At 63.2% G+C, this 20,064-nt stretch carries 23 protein-coding genes; 12 read left to right on the top strand and 11 right to left on the bottom strand.

Features of this window, described 5'->3' with window-relative positions:
• Positions 1-63 precede the first annotated feature (63 nt).
• Entirely contained in the window at positions 64-966 is a 903-nt protein-coding gene (locus AB8717_RS00915; protein WP_443749148.1) for an SMP-30/gluconolactonase/LRE family protein, read from the top strand.
• A gap of 127 nt (positions 967-1,093) precedes the next feature.
• Here AB8717_RS00915 and AB8717_RS00920 read toward each other — a convergent pair whose 3' ends face one another.
• Positions 1,094-2,995: an ABC-F family ATP-binding cassette domain-containing protein gene (locus tag AB8717_RS00920; protein WP_443749149.1), complete on the bottom strand. Its 1,902-nt coding sequence runs from the start codon at positions 2,993-2,995 to the stop codon at positions 1,094-1,096.
• A gap of 95 nt (positions 2,996-3,090) precedes the next feature.
• Between AB8717_RS00920 and ndk the strand changes: the two genes are divergently transcribed.
• The 8 genes from ndk (at position 3,091) to AB8717_RS00960 (ending at position 8,408) form a co-directional block, all read left to right on the top strand.
• The gene (ndk, locus tag AB8717_RS00925; RefSeq protein ID WP_443749150.1) at positions 3,091-3,507 is read left to right on the top strand and encodes a nucleoside-diphosphate kinase; all 417 of its coding nucleotides are present in this window, start codon (positions 3,091-3,093) and stop codon (positions 3,505-3,507) included.
• 328 nt (positions 3,508-3,835) lie between these two features.
• A complete protein-coding gene (panD, locus tag AB8717_RS00930) occupies positions 3,836-4,201 on the top strand; it encodes an aspartate 1-decarboxylase (protein WP_443749151.1) in 366 nt (121 codons plus the stop codon).
• A 255-nt stretch (positions 4,202-4,456) separates the two neighbouring features.
• A complete protein-coding gene (locus AB8717_RS00935) occupies positions 4,457-6,340 on the top strand; it encodes a ribonucleoside-diphosphate reductase subunit alpha (RefSeq protein WP_443749152.1) in 1,884 nt (627 codons plus the stop codon).
• Positions 6,341-6,489: 149 nt separating this feature from the next.
• Entirely contained in the window at positions 6,490-7,032 is a 543-nt protein-coding gene (locus AB8717_RS00940; RefSeq protein WP_443749153.1) for a hemerythrin domain-containing protein, read from the top strand.
• Positions 7,033-7,089: 57 nt separating this feature from the next.
• A complete protein-coding gene (locus AB8717_RS00945) occupies positions 7,090-7,392 on the top strand; it encodes a hypothetical protein (protein WP_443749154.1) in 303 nt (100 codons plus the stop codon).
• Positions 7,393-7,496: 104 nt separating this feature from the next.
• The gene (locus tag AB8717_RS00950) at positions 7,497-7,874 is read left to right on the top strand and encodes a hypothetical protein (protein WP_443749155.1); all 378 of its coding nucleotides are present in this window, start codon (positions 7,497-7,499) and stop codon (positions 7,872-7,874) included.
• A gap of 1 nt (position 7,875) precedes the next feature.
• Complete coding sequence (locus AB8717_RS00955; protein WP_443749156.1) at positions 7,876-8,136, top strand: DUF5985 family protein; 261 nt, start codon at positions 7,876-7,878, stop codon at positions 8,134-8,136.
• A gap of 2 nt (positions 8,137-8,138) precedes the next feature.
• The gene (locus tag AB8717_RS00960; RefSeq protein WP_443749157.1) at positions 8,139-8,408 is read left to right on the top strand and encodes a DUF5985 family protein; all 270 of its coding nucleotides are present in this window, start codon (positions 8,139-8,141) and stop codon (positions 8,406-8,408) included.
• On the opposite strand, the gene AB8717_RS00965 is transcribed toward AB8717_RS00960, so the two are convergent.
• The 10 genes from AB8717_RS00965 to AB8717_RS01010 all read right to left on the bottom strand — a co-directional run bounded on the left by AB8717_RS00965 (position 8,409) and on the right by AB8717_RS01010 (position 17,940).
• A complete protein-coding gene (locus tag AB8717_RS00965; RefSeq protein ID WP_443749158.1) occupies positions 8,409-9,422 on the bottom strand; it encodes a type II secretion system F family protein in 1,014 nt (337 codons plus the stop codon).
• A gap of 9 nt (positions 9,423-9,431) precedes the next feature.
• On the bottom strand, positions 9,432-10,421 hold the full coding sequence (locus AB8717_RS00970; protein ID WP_443749159.1) for a type II secretion system F family protein: 990 nt from the start codon (positions 10,419-10,421) through the stop codon (positions 9,432-9,434).
• Positions 10,422-10,424: 3 nt separating this feature from the next.
• The gene (locus AB8717_RS00975; protein ID WP_443750835.1) at positions 10,425-11,939 is read right to left on the bottom strand and encodes a CpaF family protein; all 1,515 of its coding nucleotides are present in this window, start codon (positions 11,937-11,939) and stop codon (positions 10,425-10,427) included.
• 140 nt (positions 11,940-12,079) lie between these two features.
• Positions 12,080-13,564 (bottom strand): AAA family ATPase, encoded by a 1,485-nt coding sequence (locus AB8717_RS00980; RefSeq protein WP_443749160.1) that lies wholly within the window; start codon positions 13,562-13,564, stop codon positions 12,080-12,082.
• Positions 13,565-13,573: 9 nt separating this feature from the next.
• Entirely contained in the window at positions 13,574-14,275 is a 702-nt protein-coding gene (locus tag AB8717_RS00985; protein WP_443749161.1) for a CpaD family pilus assembly protein, read from the bottom strand.
• 8 nt (positions 14,276-14,283) lie between these two features.
• Positions 14,284-15,807 carry a type II and III secretion system protein family protein gene (locus AB8717_RS00990; RefSeq protein ID WP_443749162.1) on the bottom strand — a complete coding sequence of 508 codons (1,524 nt, stop codon included), beginning with the start codon at positions 15,805-15,807 and terminating at the stop codon, positions 14,284-14,286.
• Between the two features lie 50 nt (positions 15,808-15,857).
• A complete protein-coding gene (gene cpaB / locus AB8717_RS00995) occupies positions 15,858-16,778 on the bottom strand; it encodes a Flp pilus assembly protein CpaB (RefSeq protein WP_443749163.1) in 921 nt (306 codons plus the stop codon).
• A gap of 162 nt (positions 16,779-16,940) precedes the next feature.
• On the bottom strand, positions 16,941-17,447 hold the full coding sequence (locus AB8717_RS01000) for an A24 family peptidase (RefSeq protein ID WP_443749164.1): 507 nt from the start codon (positions 17,445-17,447) through the stop codon (positions 16,941-16,943).
• A gap of 49 nt (positions 17,448-17,496) precedes the next feature.
• The gene (locus AB8717_RS01005; protein WP_443749165.1) at positions 17,497-17,667 is read right to left on the bottom strand and encodes a Flp family type IVb pilin; all 171 of its coding nucleotides are present in this window, start codon (positions 17,665-17,667) and stop codon (positions 17,497-17,499) included.
• 108 nt (positions 17,668-17,775) lie between these two features.
• Positions 17,776-17,940 carry a Flp family type IVb pilin gene (locus AB8717_RS01010; protein ID WP_443749166.1) on the bottom strand — a complete coding sequence of 55 codons (165 nt, stop codon included), beginning with the start codon at positions 17,938-17,940 and terminating at the stop codon, positions 17,776-17,778.
• Between the two features lie 389 nt (positions 17,941-18,329).
• Here AB8717_RS01010 and AB8717_RS01015 point away from each other — a divergent pair, with 389 nt between their 5' ends.
• The 3 genes from AB8717_RS01015 to AB8717_RS01025 all read left to right on the top strand — a co-directional run bounded on the left by AB8717_RS01015 (position 18,330) and on the right by AB8717_RS01025 (position 20,038).
• Positions 18,330-18,812: a pilus assembly protein N-terminal domain-containing protein gene (locus AB8717_RS01015; RefSeq protein ID WP_443749167.1), complete on the top strand. Its 483-nt coding sequence runs from the start codon at positions 18,330-18,332 to the stop codon at positions 18,810-18,812.
• Positions 18,813-18,918: 106 nt separating this feature from the next.
• Positions 18,919-19,464 (top strand): TadE/TadG family type IV pilus assembly protein, encoded by a 546-nt coding sequence (locus AB8717_RS01020; RefSeq protein WP_443749168.1) that lies wholly within the window; start codon positions 18,919-18,921, stop codon positions 19,462-19,464.
• A 13-nt stretch (positions 19,465-19,477) separates the two neighbouring features.
• A complete protein-coding gene (locus AB8717_RS01025) occupies positions 19,478-20,038 on the top strand; it encodes a TadE/TadG family type IV pilus assembly protein (protein WP_443749169.1) in 561 nt (186 codons plus the stop codon).
• Positions 20,039-20,064 lie beyond the last annotated feature (26 nt).

Here is a 20,064-nt window from a genome sequence, read left to right on the forward strand (position 1 = left end):
TATGGTGTGGCAAAACTATGGCCGCCATAATAATCAAGCGGATGTGATCAGGAGATGATTCCCATGACGCCCTGCTACAATGTCATTGCCGACCGGTTTCGCGATTGCGTGCGCCTGAGCGCGAAGATCGAACGCTTGTATGATGACTGCCGATGGGCGGAGGGGCCGGCCTATTTTCCGGCGCATCGATCGCTGGTGTGGAGCGATATTCCGAACGACCGCATGTTGCGCTGGGACGAGGCCAGCGGCCAGGTGTCGGTCTTCCGTGCGCCGGCGAACTATTCCAACGGCAATACGATCGATCGACAGGGGCGATTGGTGACGTGCGAGCACGGCGGCCGGCGCGTGACGCGAACTGAGATTGACGGGTCGGTAACGGTGATCACCGACAGCTATGACGGCAAGCGCTACAACAGTCCGAACGACGTGGTGGTGAAGTCGGACGGGACGATCTGGTTCACGGATCCGACCTATGGCATCGATACGGATTACGAGGGCCACAAGGCTGAGGCCGAGCAGGACGGCAGCCATGTCTACCGGGTGGCTACGGACGGTACCGTGGTCCGGGTTTTGGATGATTTTGTGAAGCCGAACGGGCTGGCGTTTTCGCCGGATGAAAAGCGTCTGTATGTGGTCGACAGCGGCCGGACGCATATTGCGACCGGCCCGCGGCATATCCGCGTGTTCGATGTAGGTTCGGACGGGAGTCTGACCGGCGGCGCGGTCTTTGCCGACAAGGGCAATTATGACGGGCTGCGGCTGGACGAAGACGGCCGCATCTGGACCAGCGCGACCGAGGCCGTGCACTGTTACGAGCCGGACGGAACGCTGATCGGGGAAATCATGATCGGTGAGCCGGTGTCCAATGTCTGCTTCGGCGGTCCGAAGCGGAACCGGCTGTTCATCACGGCGACGACAAGTGTGTATGCGGTGATGCTGGCGGTGAACGGAGCGAAGACGTTCTGAAACGAATGGGGTGTGGGGTCCGTGACCCCACAAACCTTTCTTCTCCAATAATAAGGCCCGCCCCTTAAAGGCGGGCCTTATTATTGGAGAGGGAAGACTTGGGGCCGCAGGCCCCAAACCCCGTTAGTTACACACCGGCTTCCGTCCGTGCGGCCTCATACACCTCAGCCGCGTCCATCCATTCCCCCTCAAGCGCCACCAGCTTCTCCTCCAGCCGCGCCTTGTCTTTCCCCAAGGCCACGGCTTCCGCAGCCCGCTTCACATAGATATCCGGATCGGCCAGTTTCAGATCGAGCAGCTTGATCTGGTTGCCCACCGTCTCGATCTGCTTTTCCAGGTCGTCGGCCTTCTTCTTCAAGGGTGCGATCGCCGCGCGGGCCGCCGCGGCCGCCTTGCGGGCGTCCTTCGAATTCACACCCTGCGGCTTGGCCGCAGCCGTTGCCTGAGCCTCCTCACGCGTCGCAGTCTTGGCGCGCTCGATCACCAGCTTGGCGTAATCGTCGAGACTGCCGCCATACGACTTCACCGTGCCGTCATTGACGAGCCACAGCTTGTCCGCCACCAGCTCGATCAGCGACCGGTCGTGGGTGATGATCAGCACCGCCCCCTCATAGTCGTTCAATGCATCGAGCAAGGCCCGCCGGCTGTCGATATCCAGGTGGTTGGTCGGTTCGTCGAGGATCAGCAGGTGCGGCGCATCCATCGCCACCATGTTGAGCAGCAGACGCGCACGCTCGCCACCCGACAGGTCCTTGACCTTGGTCTCGACCTTTTCGACCGTCATGCCGAAACTGCCCAGCCGCGCCCGGCGCCGGGACTCGGTTTCTTCCGGCCGTGCCCGCCGGATCATCTCCAGCGGGGTATCCTCCGGATCCATCGCCTCGATCTGATGCTGGTGGAACCACGCCACCGTCATGCGCCGGTCGCGCCATTGCGTGCCATGGCTTTCGGTCAGGGCGCCGGCCAGCAGCTTGGCGAAGGTCGACTTGCCCGCACCGTTCACGCCCAGCACGCCGATGCGATCGTCCGGGTCCAGACGAACATTGATATGTCGCAGGATCACCGTGCTGCCATAGCCCACGGACGCGTCTTCGAGCCGAAGGATCGGCGGCGCCAGCTGCTTTTCCGGCGACGGCAGAATAAATGGCGCGACGCGGTCCTCGATCGTCGCGGCGATCGGCGGCAGCTTTTCCAGCTTCTTCATGCGCGACTGCGCCTGGGCCGCCTTCGACGCCTTGGCGCGGAAACGGTCGACGAAGGCCTGCAAGTGCTCGCGCTCCGCCTCCTGCTTGGCGCGGTTGGCGGCGTTCAGGCGCGCCTTTTCGGCGCGCATTCGCTCGAAATTGTCGTAATTGCCGCTGTAATAGTCGAGCCTTTGTCCCACCACGTGGACGATGGCGTCTACCGCTTCGTTCAACAGGTCGCGGTCGTGGCTGATCATCAGCGCCGCATTGGGATAGCGCTTCAGCCGGGCCTCAAGCCACAGGGCGCCTTCCAGGTCGAGATAGTTGGTCGGCTCATCCAGCAGCAGCAGGTCGGGTTCGGCCAGCAACGCCCCGGCCAGGGCCGCGCGCATGCGCCAGCCGCCGGAAAAGTCCGAGATCGGCCGCGTCAGGTCGGCGTTGGAAAAGCCAAGGCCCGACAGGATTTCCGCCGCCTTGGACGGCGCACGGTCGGCGCCGATGGCGTAGAGGTCGTGGTGGATTTCGGCCTGGTGCATCGGATCGGCCGTTTCCAGCGCCTTCAGCAGGTTGGCGCGGCGCGTATCCAGCGCCAGAACGGCGTCGATCAGATGGACCGGCGAGGCGGCGATTTCCTGGTCGACACTGGCAATGCGCCAGGCCTTGGGCGTCGTGATCTCGCCGCCACCGGTCTGGAGTTGCCCCAGGATCAGCTTGAACAGGGTCGACTTGCCGACGCCGTTCAAACCGACAAGCCCGGCCTTCGTCCCAGGTGTCAGGGTGAGCGTGGCGCCATCGAAGAAGCGGCGGCCATAGGCGTCAAAGACGAGGTTGGTGATCTGCAACATGAAGGAAATGCGAAAGAAATAAGGGTTGGCGAACGCGGTGGCTGTCGCTATAAGCCGCGCAAACCTAAACACCAACCAAAATCGGAACCTCTTCCATGTCCCGTACCTTCTCGATCATCAAGCCGGACGCCACGCGCCGCAACCTGACCGGCAAGATCAATGCCGTCATCGAAGGCGCCGGCCTGCGCATCGTCGCGCAACGCCGCATCCGCATGACCCGCGAACAAGCCGAAGCCTTCTACGGCGTCCACAAGGAACGCCCCTTCTTCGGCGAGCTGGTCGCGCAAATGACGTCGGAACCGGTCGTCGTCCAGGTCCTGGAAGCCGACAACGCCGTTCCGGCCTACCGTGAAATCATGGGCGCCACCAACCCGGAAAACGCTGCCGAAGGCACGATCCGCAAGCTGTTCGCGCTGAACGTCGGCGAAAACTCGGTCCACGGTTCGGACTCGGACGAAAACGCCGCCATCGAAATCGCCCAGTTCTTCAGCGACGACCAGATCGTCGGCTAAGGCCTGGCGCCTCCGGACTCTAAAAACCCCGAAGGTCCGCCTTCGGGGTTTTTTGTTATATATAGAAGTGCAAGGCGTTTGTTGCTTCCTGCGCTTCCCCCTTCCGTCTGGATCGGCTTGACGCCGACCCAGCCCCTCCCTCGCGGAAGCTATACTTCCGCTTCGCTCGATCCGCCGTAAAAGGGGAAGGAAGGGAGCTTAACCGTTCAGTTCCTTCCCCGTTTACGGGGAAGGTGGCTGCGAAGCAGACGGAAGGGGGGAGCCGCGCGGCGTGGCAACCTCCAAGGCTTCCACTATATCTATGTCGTTCTAACCCCCGAAGATCATCATGCGTTCCCTGCTCCGTTCCAAGATCCACAATGCCTACGTCACCGAGGCGAACCTGGCCTATATCGGCTCGATCACCATCGACGAGACGCTGATGGACGCCGTCGGCCTGTGGGAAGGCGAGCGCGTGCTGGTGGTGTCGAACACCTCCGGTCACCGCCTCGAGACATATGTCATCAAGGGCGATCGCGATTCGGGAATCATCGCGATGAACGGCGCCGCCGCCCACCTCATCTCCGAAGGCGAGCAGATCATCATCATGGGATTCGAACTCACATCCGAGCCAATTATCCCCAATGTCGTGCTGGTCGACCGTCACAACAGGGTTGACCGCTACCTGTCGGAAACCCCCGGCCAGACCGTGTAATGATTCTTTCACAGAAATCGTGAATCGCGCGAATTTCTGTTAACAATTTGCAAGCCTTTGAGTGACTTGGGTAAAGCCGTTTTTTAAGGTTCTGTTAACGAAAAAGTCCACCAAAACATGGTCATAGTCGCTTGACGAAACTGGCGACTTGATCCCCATATATCGTCAGAAGGCGTGGTTAACACACTAGATGTAGTTGTTAACCGGCATTAATGGGTGCCCCGGTTGAGGGGCGAATCGCGTGAGGTTGAGACGATGTCGTTGGGTGAGGCAGCCAAGGCTGCGAGCGGTAAGCGTGGTGTATCGGCCGGCAAGACGAACGTTGAGGTGCGCCCCAAGGCCCGCCCCGAATTCAAGCTACTGCGCTCGGTCGTCACTGACCCGTCGCGCGATTCCAAGCTGACCGATTTCGGCAAGACGACGCTCGACGACCGTTATCTCCTGCCGGGCGAAACCTACCAGGACATGTTTGCCCGCGTCGCGACGACCTATGCCGACGATTCGGATCACGCCCAACGCATCTACGACTATATCTCGAAGCTTTGGTTCATGCCGGCGACGCCGGTCCTGTCGAACGGCGGCGCGGCGCGCGGCCTGCCGATCTCGTGCTTCCTGAACGCCGTGCCGGACAGCCTGGAAGGCATCGTCTCGACCTGGAACGAAAACGTCGCGCTCGCCAGCAACGGCGGCGGCATCGGCACCTACTGGGGTTCCGTCCGTTCGATCGGTGAAAAGGTCAAGGGCGCCGGCCAGACCTCGGGCATCATCCCCTTTATCCGCGTCATGGACTCGCTGACCCTGGCCATCAGCCAGGGGTCGCTGCGCCGCGGTTCGGCCGCCGTCTATATCGACATCTTCCACCCGGAAATCGAAGAGTTCCTCGAAATCCGCAAGCCTTCGGGCGACTTCAACCGTAAGTCCCTGAACCTGCACCACGGCATCGGCATCACCGACGAATTCATGGAAGCCGTGCGCGACGGCGTGCCCTTCGGCCTGCGCTCGCCCAAGAGCCATGAAGTCGTCCGCTACATCGACGCCCGCTCGCTGTGGCAGAAGATCCTGGAAATCCGCCTGCAAACCGGCGAGCCTTACCTGATCTTCTCCGACACCGTGAACCGCGCCATGCCGCTGCACCAGCGCGAGCTGGGTTTGCAGGTCCGCCAGTCGAACCTGTGCTCGGAAATCATGCTGCACACGGGCCCGGACCATCGCGGCATCGACCGCACCGCCGTTTGCTGCCTGTCGTCGGTCAACGCGGAAACCTTCCTGGAATGGCGTGAAGAGCCGCGCTTCATCGAAGACGTCATGCGCTTCCTCGACAATGTGCTGGAAGACTTCATCCAGTCGGCGCCCGAGGCGATGAATTCGGCTGTCTATTCGGCCATGTGCGAGCGCTCGGTCGGCCTCGGCCTGATGGGCTTCCACTCCTTCCTGCAAGCCCAGGGCGTCGCCTTCGAATCGGCCATGGCCAAGTCGTGGAATATGCGCCTGTTCAAGCACCTGCGCCGTGAAGCCGACAAGGCCAGCGTCAAGCTGGCCGAGGAACGCGGGCCGTGCCGCGACGCCGAGGAACGCGGCGTCATGGAACGCTTCTCGCACAAGCTGGCCATCGCGCCGACCGCTTCGATCTCGATCATCTGCGGCGGTACGTCGGCCGGCATCGAGCCGATCCCGGCCAACATCTACACGCACAAGACCCTGTCGGGCTCGTTCGCCGTCAAGAACCCGTACCTGGAAGCGCTGCTCGAAGCCAAGGGCCTCAACACCGCCGAGGTCTGGGACACGATCGTCCAGCACGAAGGCTCGGTCCAGCATCTCGACGCGCTCAGCGAAGACGAAAAGGCTGTCTTCAAGACCGCCTTCGAAATCGACCAGCGCTGGGTGGTCGAACTGGCCGCGGACCGCACGCCGGAAATCTGCCAGTCGCAGTCGCTCAACATCTTCCTGCCGGGCGATGTCGACAAGTGGGACCTGCACATGCTGCATTGGACGGCGTGGGAGCAAGGCCTGAAGTCGCTCTATTACCTGCGCTCCAAGTCGGTCCAGCGTGCGTCGCACGCCGGCGCCGAAGACAAGGAAGTCGTCGAAAAGATGGAAACGCCGCGCACCGACTACGAAGAGTGCCTGGCCTGCCAGTAAGCGGCCGAGCGACCGATCCCATCCAACCCCCGCGGCGTGCCGCGGGGGTTTTTCATTTCATTATATTTTTTAGCCGAGATGCCTGCTGCTTCTCGATTGGGCGCAAAGCTAGGGTGACGGCCTGTCACATCTCACAAGGGGCTTTTCCCATGCGCAAAAGCGACGCTATCTCCCTGCTGAAGGCCGACCATGACCTGGTCAAGAAGCTGTTCAAGGACTTCGAGGCCGCCGAAACCACCCGCGAAAAATCCGCCATCGCCAAACAGGCGATCCTGGAACTCAAAATCCATACGACGATCGAGGAAGAGATCTTCTATCCGGCCGTGCGCAAGGCGCTGAAGAAGAAGATCGGCAAGGACGAGACGACCGACCTGATGGACGAGGCCGACGAAGAGCACCACGTCGCCAAGCTTTTGATCGCTGAGCTTGAAACCATGAAGGCTTCGGACGATCATTGGGGCGGGAAGTTCACGGTCCTTTCCGAAAGCGTGCTGCACCACGTCAAGGAAGAGGAAAACGAGATGTTCCCCGAGGCGCGCAAGCTCGACCTCGACTACGAAGCGCTCGGCGCCGAGATGCTGGCCCGCAAGGAAGCGCTCAAAGCCAATGGCGTTCCGGAGTTTGCCGAACAGAGCCTGATCGCCAGCTTCGGCATAGCGGATTCGCCCGCCGAAGCGTCGCGGGTGCGTTAAGTGTTAAGCCAACCGGTATAAAACGCGTATAGTCGTCAAATCCAAAAGGAGGAACCCATGTCCCTGTCGCCCAAGGCCAAGGCCGCCGCCGACAAGATCAAGTCGTTCGACGAAGACGATCTGCATTCCATTTCCGAGGTGATCCGTCATGAGGTCGAACACGCGACCAATGTCATCACCGACCGCGCCAAGAAGGCCGAAGCGCGCATCCGTCAGTTCACGGACAATGCCGGTGAAAACCTCGGCGCCGCCAAGGATCGCGCCACCGAAGTCATCACCGACAACCCCGTCCCCGCCAGCCTGATCGCGCTCGGCGTCGGCGTGGTGCTGGGCATGATCCTGTCCAGCGGCCGCCGTTAAAACCGATACATTCGAAGGACAAAGGCCGCATCGATGATGCGGCCTTTGTTATTTTTACGGAAAACTTATTTCAAATCCGCGCCTTGAAGCTTTACCCATAGGGTATGAGCGACGGGGCCATTCCTGAAGACGCACGGCAGTTCCTGCTGAAAACCATCGATTCCGTCGCCCAGTGGGAAGCGGTTCTTTACCTGCGCACACATTCCGACCGCGCGACGGATGCGGCGGCGGTCGCCGGCCATCTCTATATTTCCGAAGCTGACGCCGTGCCGCTGCTGGAAGCCCTGGTTCGCCGGGGCGTCCTGAAAGCCTCGGACCATCGCTATGCCTATGCGCCGAAAACGCCGGATCTCGACGTCATGATAAGCCAGGTCGCGGACCTGTATCGCCAGTACCTCATTCCCGTCACCAACATCATCCATTCCCGGCCGCGCTCGCGCGTCCAGGAATTCGCCAATGCTTTCAGGATCAGGAAGGACTGATATGGCCGCGCTCATCTACAGCCTGTGCGCCCTGACCGCCTTTCTCTGCAGCTGGCTGCTGTTCGCCGCCTGGCGCCGCAGCCGCTACCGCCTGCTGCTGTGGGGCGCCTTGTGCTTTGCCGGCCTGACCTTCGGCAATCTCGTTTTGATCGTCGACAAGATCTTCCTGCCGGTCGAGATCGACCTGTCGGTCTGGCGATACGGCATTACGCTGGTTGCATTGCTGATCCTGCTCTACGGCCTGATTTTCGATACGGAGTGACCATGCTGAAGATGATGCTTCTCGGTGCGATTGCCATGGCGGCCTTCACCATCGCCCTGATCTTCGTCCGTTTCTGGCGCACGACGCGCGACCGCTTCTTCCTGTTTTTCGCGGCGGCCTTCGTCCTGATGGGGGCCGGGCGGATCGTGCTGGGCGCGGTGCCGCATTCCGACGATCAGACGCCGGTCATCTACCTGATCCAGCTCCTGGCCTTCGTCGTCATCCTGTTCGCCGTGGTCGACAAGAACCGGCGGACGCGCAAAGGCGGCTGACTATTTCTTCTCGGTGGGATGGCTGTTCACGACCGGCGCCGAATGGTCCTTCTTCTGCAGGTCGTGGATGCGCAGGATGACCGGGCCCAGGATGACCAGGAACAGCACGGGCAGGAAGAAGATGATCATCGGCACGGTCAGCTGGGCCGGCAGGGCGGCCGCCTTCTTTTCCGCCGCCGACAGGCGCAGTTCGCGGTTTTCCTTGGCCATGACGCGCAGGGCCGTGCCGAGGGGCGTCCCGTATTTTTCGGCCTGGATCATGGCGGTACACACCGCCTTGATACCGGGGTGGCCCGTCCGGCGCGACAGACCTTCATAGGCCATGCGACGTTCGGGCAGATAGCTCAGTTCAGCGACCAGCAGCGACAATTCCTCGGCCAGCTCGATAGAATTCGGGCCCATTTCGGCGCTGACCTTTTGCAGGGCGGCTTCGATCGACATACCGGCTTCGACCGAGATCAGCAGCAGGTCGAGCGCGTCCGGAAAGGCGGCGACGATCGATTCGCGGCGCTTCTGGGCCATGTTCGAAATATAGATGTTGGGCGCGTAATAGCCGGCCACGAAGGCGCCGACCGTGATCAGCAGCTTCACATTGAGCTGGAAGTGGCCGACCTTGACGACGAAGACTTCGATAAAGGCCAGGATGCCCAGCACGAACGGCATGGCCAGGCGGAAGAAGTAGAAGGTCGACACGGGCTTGGGACCACGGAAGCCGGCCATGGCCAGCTTGTCGACAACCTTGGGGTCTTCCAGCAAGGTCTTGAGGTTCAGCCGGTCGACGATCTTGCGGTACAGGCTTTCGTCGGTCTGGCGGATCGAGGTCGAGGCGACCTGCTGGCGCGACATGCGGCGCAGTTCCTCGCGCCGGGTCTGCACCGCCTTCATGCGCTTTTCCAGCTTTTCATCGACCACCATGCCCTTCATCAGGGTAATGACGGTGAAGAAGACCAGAAGGGCGACGGCGAACGACACCAGGGTCGCGGGCGACATCAGGGAGGCGGCGAAATCTTCCACGTCGTCCCCTTACATCTTGAAATTGATCATCTTGCGCATGGCAAGAATGCCCATCACCATCCACACGGCACCGCCCAGGAACATCATCTGGCCCATCGGGCGCGTGAACATGGGGTGCAAGTATTCGGGACGGGTAATGGTGATCATGACGCCCACCGCCGGCGGCAGCGAACCGATGATGCCGGCCGAGGCGATGGCTTCCGACGACAGGGCCTTGATCTTCTCGCGCATCATCTTGCGGGCGCGCAGGACGGACGACAGGTTGCCGAGCGCTTCGGCGAGGTTACCGCCGGTCTTGGCCTGGATAGCGATGACGATGGTGAAGAAGCGCAGTTCGGGCGAGGCGATGCTTTCGCTCATGCGCTCGAGCGCGTTATCCAGCGTCATGCCCACGCCGACATTCTCGACCAGACGCTGGAACATGGGGCCTAGCGGCGCCGGGCTTTCCTTGGCGATGATCTTCAGGCCGTCATTGACCGGCAGACCGGACTTGATGCCGCGGACGATGATGTCCATGGCGTTGGGGAATTCCTCGGTGAACTTCTTGAGGCGGCCGCCGGCCATGAAACCGAGGACCCAGCGCGGCGCGCCGTAACCGAAGGCGAACCCCGCGCCCACGCTGACCAGAAGCTTGATCGGCAGAGGCATCTTGAGCAGCACGAAAGGCACGATGGTCGCCACGATGCCGAACGCGATACTGTAGATGAGGAATTGTTTGATATTGGGCGTCAGGCCGGCGTGCTGCATGCGCGTACTCAGCGTCATGCGCTTCTTGCGTTCGCGCTTTTCGGCTTCCTTCAGCTGATCGGTAATCTGCTTTCGGCGCTCTTCCGGCGTCTTGGCGGTCGCGGCGCTCTTGCGCTTGGCGCGCGTCATGGCGCCCGTGCCGATGGCCTGGGTGCGCTTGGCCAGTTGCGGCGACGACGACGAGCCGGTCAGCACGAAGCCGACCGAAGCGATCAGGATAAAACCGACGAAGGCGATAAGCGCGATCAGCATCAACTACTCCGATGCGTCCAAAGCCTCGGCGAGCTCGCGCTCGAGGCCGTAATACTTGGCGCGGTCCCAGAAGCGCGGGCGGCCGATGCCGGTCGAACGGTGGCGGCCGATGATCTTGCCTTCCTTGTTCTCGCCCTCGATCTCGTAGAGGAACAGGTCCTGGGTGACGATGACGTCGCCTTCCAGGCCCAGCACCTCGGTGATGTGGGTGATGCGGCGCGAACCGTCGCGCAGGCGGGCGGCCTGGACGATCAGGTCGATCGAGCCGACGATCATTTCGCGGATGGTGCGCGACGGCAGGCCGTAGCCGCCCATGGTGATCATCGATTCGAGACGCGACACGGCTTCGCGCGGGCTGTTGGCGTGGAGCGTGCCCATCGAGCCGTCGTGGCCGGTGTTCATGGCCTGGAGGAGGTCGAACGCCTCCGGGCCCCGGACTTCGCCGACGATGATGCGTTCGGGGCGCATCCGCAGACAGTTCTTGACCAGGTCGCGCATGGTGATCATGCCCTGGCCTTCGAGGTTGGGCGGACGCGTTTCCAGGCGCACGACGTGCGGCTGCTGCAGCTGAAGTTCGGCGGCGTCTTCGCAGGTCACGACGCGTTCGGTCGGGTCGATGAAGGCGGTCAGCGTATTGAGCAGGGTCGTCTTGCCCGAACCGGTACCGCCTGAGATCAGGACGTTACAGCGCGACGCGCCGATGACACCCAGGACACGCGCCCCTTCCGGGCTGATGGAGCCGAACTCCACCAGGTTGCGCATGGTCAGCTTGTCCTTCTTGAACTTCCGGATGGTGAGCGTCGGGCCATCCAGCGCCAGCGGCGGCGTGATGACGTTGACGCGCGAACCGTCCGGCAAGCGGGCGTCGCAGATCGGCGATGCTTCGTCGACGCGGCGGCCGACCTGGCTGACGATGCGCTGGCAGATGTTCATCAGCTGCTGGTTGTCGCGGAAGCGCACATTGGTCAGCTGGACCTTGCCGCCGACTTCGATGAAGACGCGCTGGGCGCCGTTGACCATGATGTCGGCTATGTCGTCGCGCGCCAGCAGCGGTTCCAGCGGACCGTAGCCGAGGACGTCGTTGATGATGTCCTGGACCAGGCTGTCCTGCTCGGCCACCGACATCGATACGTTCTTGATGGCGACCAGTTCGGCGACGATGTCGCGGATTTCCTCGGACGCCGCCTTGTGGTCGAGCTGCGCCAGCTGCGACAGGTCGATCGTGTTCAGCAGCGCGTTGAAGATCGCGGTCTTGGTGGCGTGGTAGTAGTCGGACTGCTCGCGGACGATCTCGGTGATCGCCTGAGCCTTGTGCATCTGTTCCAGGCCGGCGGCCAGCTTGGCCTTGGTCCCGGGGGCTGCGGCAGGCTGTCCGGGCGCGGCGCCTTGCTGGCCGACGCGCTTTTCGTTGGCAAGCTCCGGCAGGGGCACGTTGCCGCCGACCGTCTCGGTGCGGCGCGCGGCATCGGGGCGTGTGGCCGTGTCGGCGGCGGCCGATGCGGGCGGCGGCGCCGACAGGGCCTGGGGCCGGGACGCGGCCTCGCCACGGGCGGCGTCACGCGCGGCGGCGACAGCCGCGGACGCGGGCCGCGGCGCCTGGGGGGCGGCGCGGTTACTGTCGGAATCCGTCGGACGTTTGCCAAACACGGGCGGTCAGCTCACTTCTTGAAGAGTTTGGACAGGAAGGACGGCTTGGCCTTGATCTCGGGCGTGCGGCCCGTGATGGCGGCCGTCAGCTGGTTCAGGCTGTCGGCGACCTTGCCGCCCTGGCCGATCTCGGCGATCATCTGGCCGTTGTTCGACGCCTGGCCGAACAGCTTGGGATCGAACGGGATCAGGCAGCTGGGCTCGATGCCGAGCGCTGCGGTGAAGTCCTTGACGGCGATTTCCGGACGGCCCGGGACCTCCATCTGGTTCAGCACCAGCTTGGGCGCGGAGTCGTTGGGGCGCGCGCCCTTCAGCAGGTCGATGATGTTCTTGGCGTTGCGTAAGGACGCCAGGTCCGGCGTCGCCACGATGACCACGTCGTCGGCGGTGATCAGGCTGCGCTTCAGCCACGGCGTCCAGACGTGCGGCAGGTCCATGACGATGAACGGCGCGACCGAGCGCACCTTACGCGTCACGTCCTCGAAGGCGTCGGTTTCGGCCAGGTAGTCCTGGTCGAGCGTCGCCGGCGCCGAGAACAGCGACAGGCGGTCCGAGCACTTGGTCAGCATGCGGTCGAGCAGCACGGCGTCGACGCGCTCAGGCTCGTTCAGCGCATCGGCCAGGCCTTGGAGCGGATCCTGGTTGAAGTCGAGGCCGGCGGTGCCGAAGGGCAGGTCGTAGTCGACGATGACCGTGTTGGCCTGCATGGCCTCGGCCAGGTTATAGGCGAAGTTGTGGGCGATCGACGAGGAGCCCGCGCCGCCGCGCGCGCCGACAAAGGCGATGGCGCGGCCGACGAACGGCGTTTCCGGGTCGTTAAACAGCGAGGCGACGGTCTTGATCAGCTGCAGCGGCTGGATCGGGCCGACCATGTATTCGCTGACGCCCTGGCGGATCAGCTCGCGGTACAGCGAGATGTCGTTGTGCGCGCCGATGACGACGACCTTGGTGGCGGCGTCGCAGACCTCGGCCAGCTGGGCCAGCTGGTCCAGCATGTCGCGGCCGCGCGCGCTGGTCTCCACGAAGATCAGCGACGGGGTCGGCTCGTTGCGATAGGTGTCGATGGCCTCGAAGATGCCGCCGCGCTTGACCATGCACTGGGCGCGCGTCATGCGGCGGTCCAGCGCCGCCGTATCGGCCGCCTGCAACGTCTCCTCGGAATCCGGGAAGAAGTGGATGCCGATGCGCGGGATCGAAATCGCGCCGATGTCGTCGTCGCCCATGGCATAGGCCGGGGACGCCGCCGGCGTGCTGGCGAAGGCGCTCATGCGCGCTTCGGGGGCCGGCGCGTCATAATCGTCGGCGAACGGGTCGCGGCCGATCGGCGTCTCGTAAGGACTTTCCAGCGCCGGATCTATCTCCGGCGTGGCCGGTTCGCCCAGGTCGTGCACGGGCGCGCCGTGATCGACCTTGAGCGGCGAATAGTCCGTGACGAACTCGTCGTCGAGATCGTCGAAGCTGTCGAAGGGATCGTTATGCTTTGCGGGATTGGGCATGACCTGTACCTACTTGATCGCCTCTGAGACATTGCCCTTGGCGTTGTCGTCGCTTTCGGACGACGTCTTTTCACCCTTGCGGTACTTGTCCAGAACGACGGACTTGCGCGCGGCGTCGGCGGGCGCGGTCGGCGCGGGCGAATCGATGTCGCGCGGATCGGCGATCTGGGCGGCGAGGTTCGAATTGATGGCGCAGCCGAAATTCTTGTACGGCTTGTTGTCGCGCGTCGCCGACAGGTTTTCCCACGTCTTGTTGCAGCCGTAGAGGTGGCTGCTGTAGGTCGTGACGTGGATGCTGATCACGTCGTCGGGCTGTTCGCGGCGGCTGGACACCGACAGGTCGTCGTCCGACACGTCGTGGCCCATCAGATAGGCGCTGACGGCGCGCCCGGCGGCGACCGCCGTGGGGCTGCCGCCGGTGACGACGTCGAGGCTGACGGGCTCGCCATTGGTCCAGCTGGCGCGGCTGGCCAGGCGGTCGAGCGCCCGGCGCTGGTTTTCGGACAGGCCGTTCGGATTGACGCGCAGGTTGACGTCGTCGGTCTGGGCGTCGGCGCGCAGCGGATACTGCTCGGTCGGCAGGACCGGGTCCGGCGTCTGGGCGGTCTTTTCAGATTGCGGCATCGAGGCGCAGGCGGCCAGAGCCAGCAGGCTGGCGCAGGCGGCGAGCGTCAGGCCGGTGCGGATACGAAGAGGATTCTGGAAAGTCATGGCGTTTCCTACTCGATCACGTAGCCGATGGGCGCCTGGTAGGGCGCGGCGGGGGGCGGCGCCTGGCCGTCGACGGGCTTGTGGATCACCTTGTTGAGGTTGCCCATGAACACGGTCGTCAGGTCGTTGGCCGGGTCCAGGTTGTCCGCGGGCGTCTGCAGGGCGTTCGGGCTGGTCGGGGCGACGATGTACGGCGTGACGATGACGACCATTTCGGTCTCGTCGTTCAGGAAGTCGCGCGAGCGGAACAGGGTGCCGAGCACGGGCAGGGTGGTCAGGCCCGGCAGCGAGCCGATGGCCTGCTTGTACTTGGATTGCAGCAGGCCCGCGATCATCAGCGACGAACCCGACTGCATCTCGACGCTGGTTTCGGCGCGGCGGACCGTCAGGCCGGGAATGGTCAGGGTCGAATTGAGCGCCAGGGCGCCGACATTGGTCAGTTCCGACACTTCGGTCGAGACCTTGAGCGAGATGCGGCCGCTTGAGGTGACGACCGGCGTGAAGCCCAGGCCGACGCCGAAGGGCTTGAATTCGACGGTGACGCGGCCCTGGTTGTCCTGGCCGACCGGCACGGGGAATTCACCGCCCGCCAGGAAGCGGGCCGATTCGCCCGACACGGCCGTCAGGTTGGGTTCGGCCAAGGTGCGCACAAGGCCGACCTGCTCGAAGGCCTGGATCATGGCGGTGGCCTTGTTGAGGCCGTCCGAGCCGATGGAGGCACGTGACATCGCCGTCTTGTAGTTCGAGGCGTCGGTCGGGCCGTGGACGACGACGTAACAGCCGGTGCTGCCGTCGCTGCAGGTCGTGGCCAGTTCCGGCTGCTGGGTCGTGTCGACCGAGTAGCCGCCGGTGACGCCGCCGAGTAGCTTGTTGTTGACGCCGTAGGTCGGCGACTGCGCCAGGCTGTACTGGACGCCGCCGACCTGGCCGATCAGGGCTGACTTGTCGAAGCCGAGCTGCTTGATGGTGTTGCGGTTGACCTCGACGATCCGCACCTTCAGCGTCACCTGGTCCTTGCCGGCGATGCTGATGAGGTTCAGGACGTTTTCGGGTTTGTCGACATAGGTCTGGGCCAGGCGGGCGATCTCGTCGGCCTCGCCGGCATTCCGGGCCATGCCCGACAGGACGATGTGGCCGTTCAGGCTCTGGATCTCGACGTGGCTGTCGGGGAACAGGCGGTGGACCGCGTCGGCGACATTGTCGGTGGCCGCTTCGACGCGGACCGACAGGTTCAGGATCTGGCGGCCCATGCCGTCAAAGAAGATGGCGTCGGACTGGCCGGGCGCGACGCCCAGCACGAAGATGCGGCGCGGCGTGCGCAGCACGGCGTCGGCGACGGCGGGGTTCGACACGAAGACATCGCTGGCGTCGGCGGGCAGGTCGATCACCGCCGAGCGGCCCTTGGCCAGGTTCAGGACCTGGGTCTTGACGGGCGCCGTCTGTGTCGTGACGCGCATGGCCGACGGCGACGGCAGGTAGGGCTGCGGTGCGGCGGACACGGCTGAGGCCGCGAACAGCATCGCGGCGCTCATGGTTAAGATATGAAGGCGGCTGCCTTTATAAGTCGGGACGGTGCGGGGGGTCATCGCGATACCAGGACCTCCGAGGTCTGACCGTTGCGGAATACGCGGACGCTCGATTGAATGTCGCCGGCGGGCGTCGCGCTGACGACACCGGAAGGGCCCTGCAGGTCGGCATAGGAGCGCAGCAGCAGGGAGAGGGTGCCGGACGCCTTGGCCAGGACCAGGGCCTGGCCGTCAGTGGCGGTGACTTCCAGCGTGGCGGTGGCGCCGATCATGTTGGGCTTGTCGTTCTCGCTCTTGACCTGCTGGTCGATGGCCAGGACGCGGATGTTGCGCAGGACGGGCTGGACGCTGTCGATATTGCCGCCGCCGCCGGCGCGCGGGATCTGGTGCGTGACCAGGATGTCGACGTGGTCGCCCGGCAGGATGAAGCCGCCGGCCGTATTGTCGACGCTGACCGGCACGGCGATGGCGCGCATGCCCGGATTGAGCATGACGGCCATGAAGCCGCCGGCGTCGGCGCGGACGATCTTGGCGTCGAGGATGGGCTCGCCGGCCTGGAGGTCTTCACGGGCGACGCCGCCGATATAGGCAGCCTTGGCGCCCGGTCCGATCATGCGCTGGACATTGCCGGCGACGGTCTGGCCGGTCTTGACGATCTTGGCGGCGGCTTCTTCGGAACCCGAAGCGGCTGCGCCAGGCGCGGGCGCAGGACCGGACTTGTCTGTGATGTAGGCGGCGTTGACCGTGCTGGCTGGCCAGTCCTGCCAGCTGAGGTCGTCTTCGGAAAGATGCGTGCCGGCCTTGATGGGGCGGGCGGCGACCAGGACGTGCGCCATGGCGACGGGCGGGGCCGCCGCCGTAACGGTCGCGGTCGCGGACGTCGTCGCCTTGCCCGAGATCAGGCCGCGTACGAGGAAAAACAGCAGGATGCCGGCAATCGCCGCTATGCCTAAAACGACGTATCGTGACGTCTTCATCCACCTGGTCCTTGAAGGTCCGCGCCGCCGTTTTGCAGGCGCGGTTCGAGAGAAAGTCGGCGGATGTTGGCTTAAGGTTAGTTAACGTCCGCCTAAAGAACGGGGATCTTCTTTTTTTTTCTCACAGCGTGGCATGATGACGCCCTTGCCGGCGGTATCCGATTACAGATGCAGCAGGGGCAGAAGGTCGCTGTGCGAAATGGCCAGCAGGCCGCCGGCGCAGATGGCGACACCGTAGGGGATGTCGGCCTTGGCTTCGAGGTGCTGGCCGATCGGGACGGGCAGGGCGGAGGCGAACTGCCCGACGGTGCGGCGCGCCCACAGCAGGCCCAGCGTCAGGGCGCCGCCGGCCAGGGCCGTATAGATCAGGAAGGCCAGGGCGCCGTCGCCGCCGAGCCAGATGAGGGTCGCGGCGATCAGCTTGGCGTCGCCGCCGCCCATGACGCGCAGGGCAAACAGGACCATGCCGGCGATCAGGCCGATGAAGGCCAGGCCCAGATGCACGCCCCATTGCTCGGGGCTCAGGCCCAGCAGCAGGGCGGCCGGCAGGAAGGCGGCGGCCAGGCCCAGGGTCAGGCGGTTGGAGATGGTCATGCTTTCGATATCGGTCTTCGCGGCCCACAGCAGGCAGGCGGGGTAGACAAGGGCGAAGAGGAGAGGGATCAGCACGATAATGTCCTTCGGACCAGAGGTTTCAAGTCTCTATAGCAGGACAGGGTTAACTGCCGGTTGCTCCGGTGACGGCGGTGCCGATACGGCCGAACATGGTGGCCATGGAGTCGCGGTAGCTGTAGAGCGCCGTCACGACGGCGAGAAAGACGAGCGCGCAGATGAGGGCGTACTCGATGACGGTGGCACCGCTCTCGTCCTTCAGAAACCTGCGCAGCATGAATGGGTATCCCCGGAAGTAAAAGGGCCGCAGACAGGATAAGTCTGCGGCCCAGTCGGATCTGGATGTCCTGCGCCCGGAAACCCGGGCGCCGGCCGCTTGCGCGGATTACTGAACCTTGGCGGCGACCTTGTTGAAGGTGCCCGACAGGTTCGAACCGAGCGTCGTCAGGATCGAGATCAGGGCGACGGCGATCAGGGCGGCGATCAGGCCATATTCAATGGCGGTCGCGCCGGATTCGTTCTTGGCAAAGCGGGTGATGAACTTGGTCATGTGGATCTCCTGGAACATATTGCTAAAGCAAACCATAGTCGTCTGGTATCGGGTGGGACCAGCTACTGGGCAGGTTTGCTCCCGAACACGAGACCAATTTAGCGACGAATGATTAAAACGAAGTAAATGTTTGTGTATTCGTCAGATTTTTCTATAGTTAATCGATGTTTATATTTAATTTGAATTAAGGTTAATTTGAATTATCCAACATCAATTTTGAATGAATTGAGGAATTTTTCTCTTAGTATTTCATTCAGCATTTTTAAAGAAATCTTCTTTACCCTCTTTCCTAACGCCGCCCTCATGTCTGGCTGTCTAGGCTTTGGGGGTATCGGTGCGCGGATGCGCGCCAGACTCTATAAAGACGCCAGAAAAGACGGATGGCCTTCATGACCGGTTTTCGTACGATCACTTTCCGCAAGGCTGTGCTGGCCGCCGCCATAGCTGCCGTCAGTTTCGCCGCGCCCCAGGCCTTCGCCGGGCAGCGCGTCGTCGTCGAGAAGAACCATGTGATGCGCGTCACGCTGTCGGCGCCGGCCGGTTCGGTCATCGTCGGCAATCCCGACATTGCCGATGTCAACGTCGTCGACTCGCGCACCGTCTATATATTGGGCAAGGGCTTCGGCAACAGCGCCGTCAGCATCACCGGCCGCGACGGCAGACCGCTGTTCGACGGCGAGGTCGTGGTCAGCGGCGTGCAACAGGGCGCCATCACCGTATATAAAGGTCTCAAGCCCAGCCTGATGGTGTGCTCGAACGTCTGCGTGGCCCAGGATGTCGGCGACAACAATACGTCGCAGGCGCCGTCGTCCGCGCCGTCGCTGTCGCTGGGCGGGGCTGTCGGCGCGCCCGCCGCAGCCGTGACGCAATAATATCCGGTCTTGCCTCGACGCCGCCCTGGCGGAAAAATGGCGTCCGATTAACGGACTATTGAGGCTGAACCTGTAAGGTCGCTGCATATTTCCTGAAGGGAAAGCCATGCAGGCCGGACGCCGCATCTTCGATATCGCGCGACTTCAACGCCGCTTTACGGGTGACCGCAAGGGCGCCGTCGCCGTCGAATTCGCGCTGGTCGCCTTTCCGCTGATCTTCATGCTGCTGGCCTGTTTCGAGCTGGCCATGATCATCGTGCTGTCGGTGACACTCGACCACGCCACCGATATTACCGCCCGCCAGGTCCGCACGGGCCTCATGACCCAGAGCAATTCCACGGCGGCGAGCTTTACCCAGAAGGTCTGCGACAATATGGGCTGGCTGGCGGCGACCTGTCCGTCCAGCCTGCACGTCGACGTCCAGACCTATGATAGCTTCGCCCAGGTGCCGACCGCCGACCTGATCAAGAACGGCCAGTTCGATACGGCCAACTTCTCGTACAATATCGGCGCCGGTTCCAAAATCCAGCTGGTGCGCGCCTATTACGAATGGCCGCTGTTCACGCCGCTGCTCCAGGCCGGCCTGTCGACGCTCGGCAACAAGGATGCCGTGATTTCGTCCAAGGTCGTCTTCCGCAACGAGCCGTTTTAAGGAGGGGGGACCAATGGGAATTCTTCGCCGCCTCGCAAATATGGTCCGGCTTCGCAGCTTCGTCGATGACCGCCGCGGCGTGTCCGCCGTCGAATTCGCGCTGATCGCCCCGATCCTGATCATGATCTACCTGGCTCTGGCCGAGCTGACCCTGGGCATGATGGCATCGCGCCGCACGTCTCACCTGGCGGCGACCATCGGCGACCTGGCGGCCCAGTCGGAAAACCTGACCAACGCCAACATCACCGACCTGTGGGCGATCGCCACCAGCATGATGCAGCCGTTCGACACCGGCACCATTCTCAAGATGCGGCTGACCTCGGTCACCATGGGCAGCGACAGCAAGGCCCGGGTGAACTGGAGCCAGGCCCAGAACATGACGCCCTATACGGCGAATGCCGTCATCACCACGATCTCGACCTCGCAGATCGCGTCCGGCGAAAGCCTGATGATGACCGAAGTCGAATACGACTACACCTCGCCGATCGGCAACTTCCTGCCTGGCACGTCGAAGTTCACGGACACCTTCTACCACCATCCGCGCAACGGCCAGGCGGTTACGAATACGAACTAAGGGCGCTCAAGCGCCGCGCGGGCTCG

It is taken from the genome of Asticcacaulis solisilvae (assembly GCF_052327315.1).
Lineage (GTDB): Bacteria > Pseudomonadota > Alphaproteobacteria > Caulobacterales > Caulobacteraceae > Asticcacaulis > Asticcacaulis solisilvae_B.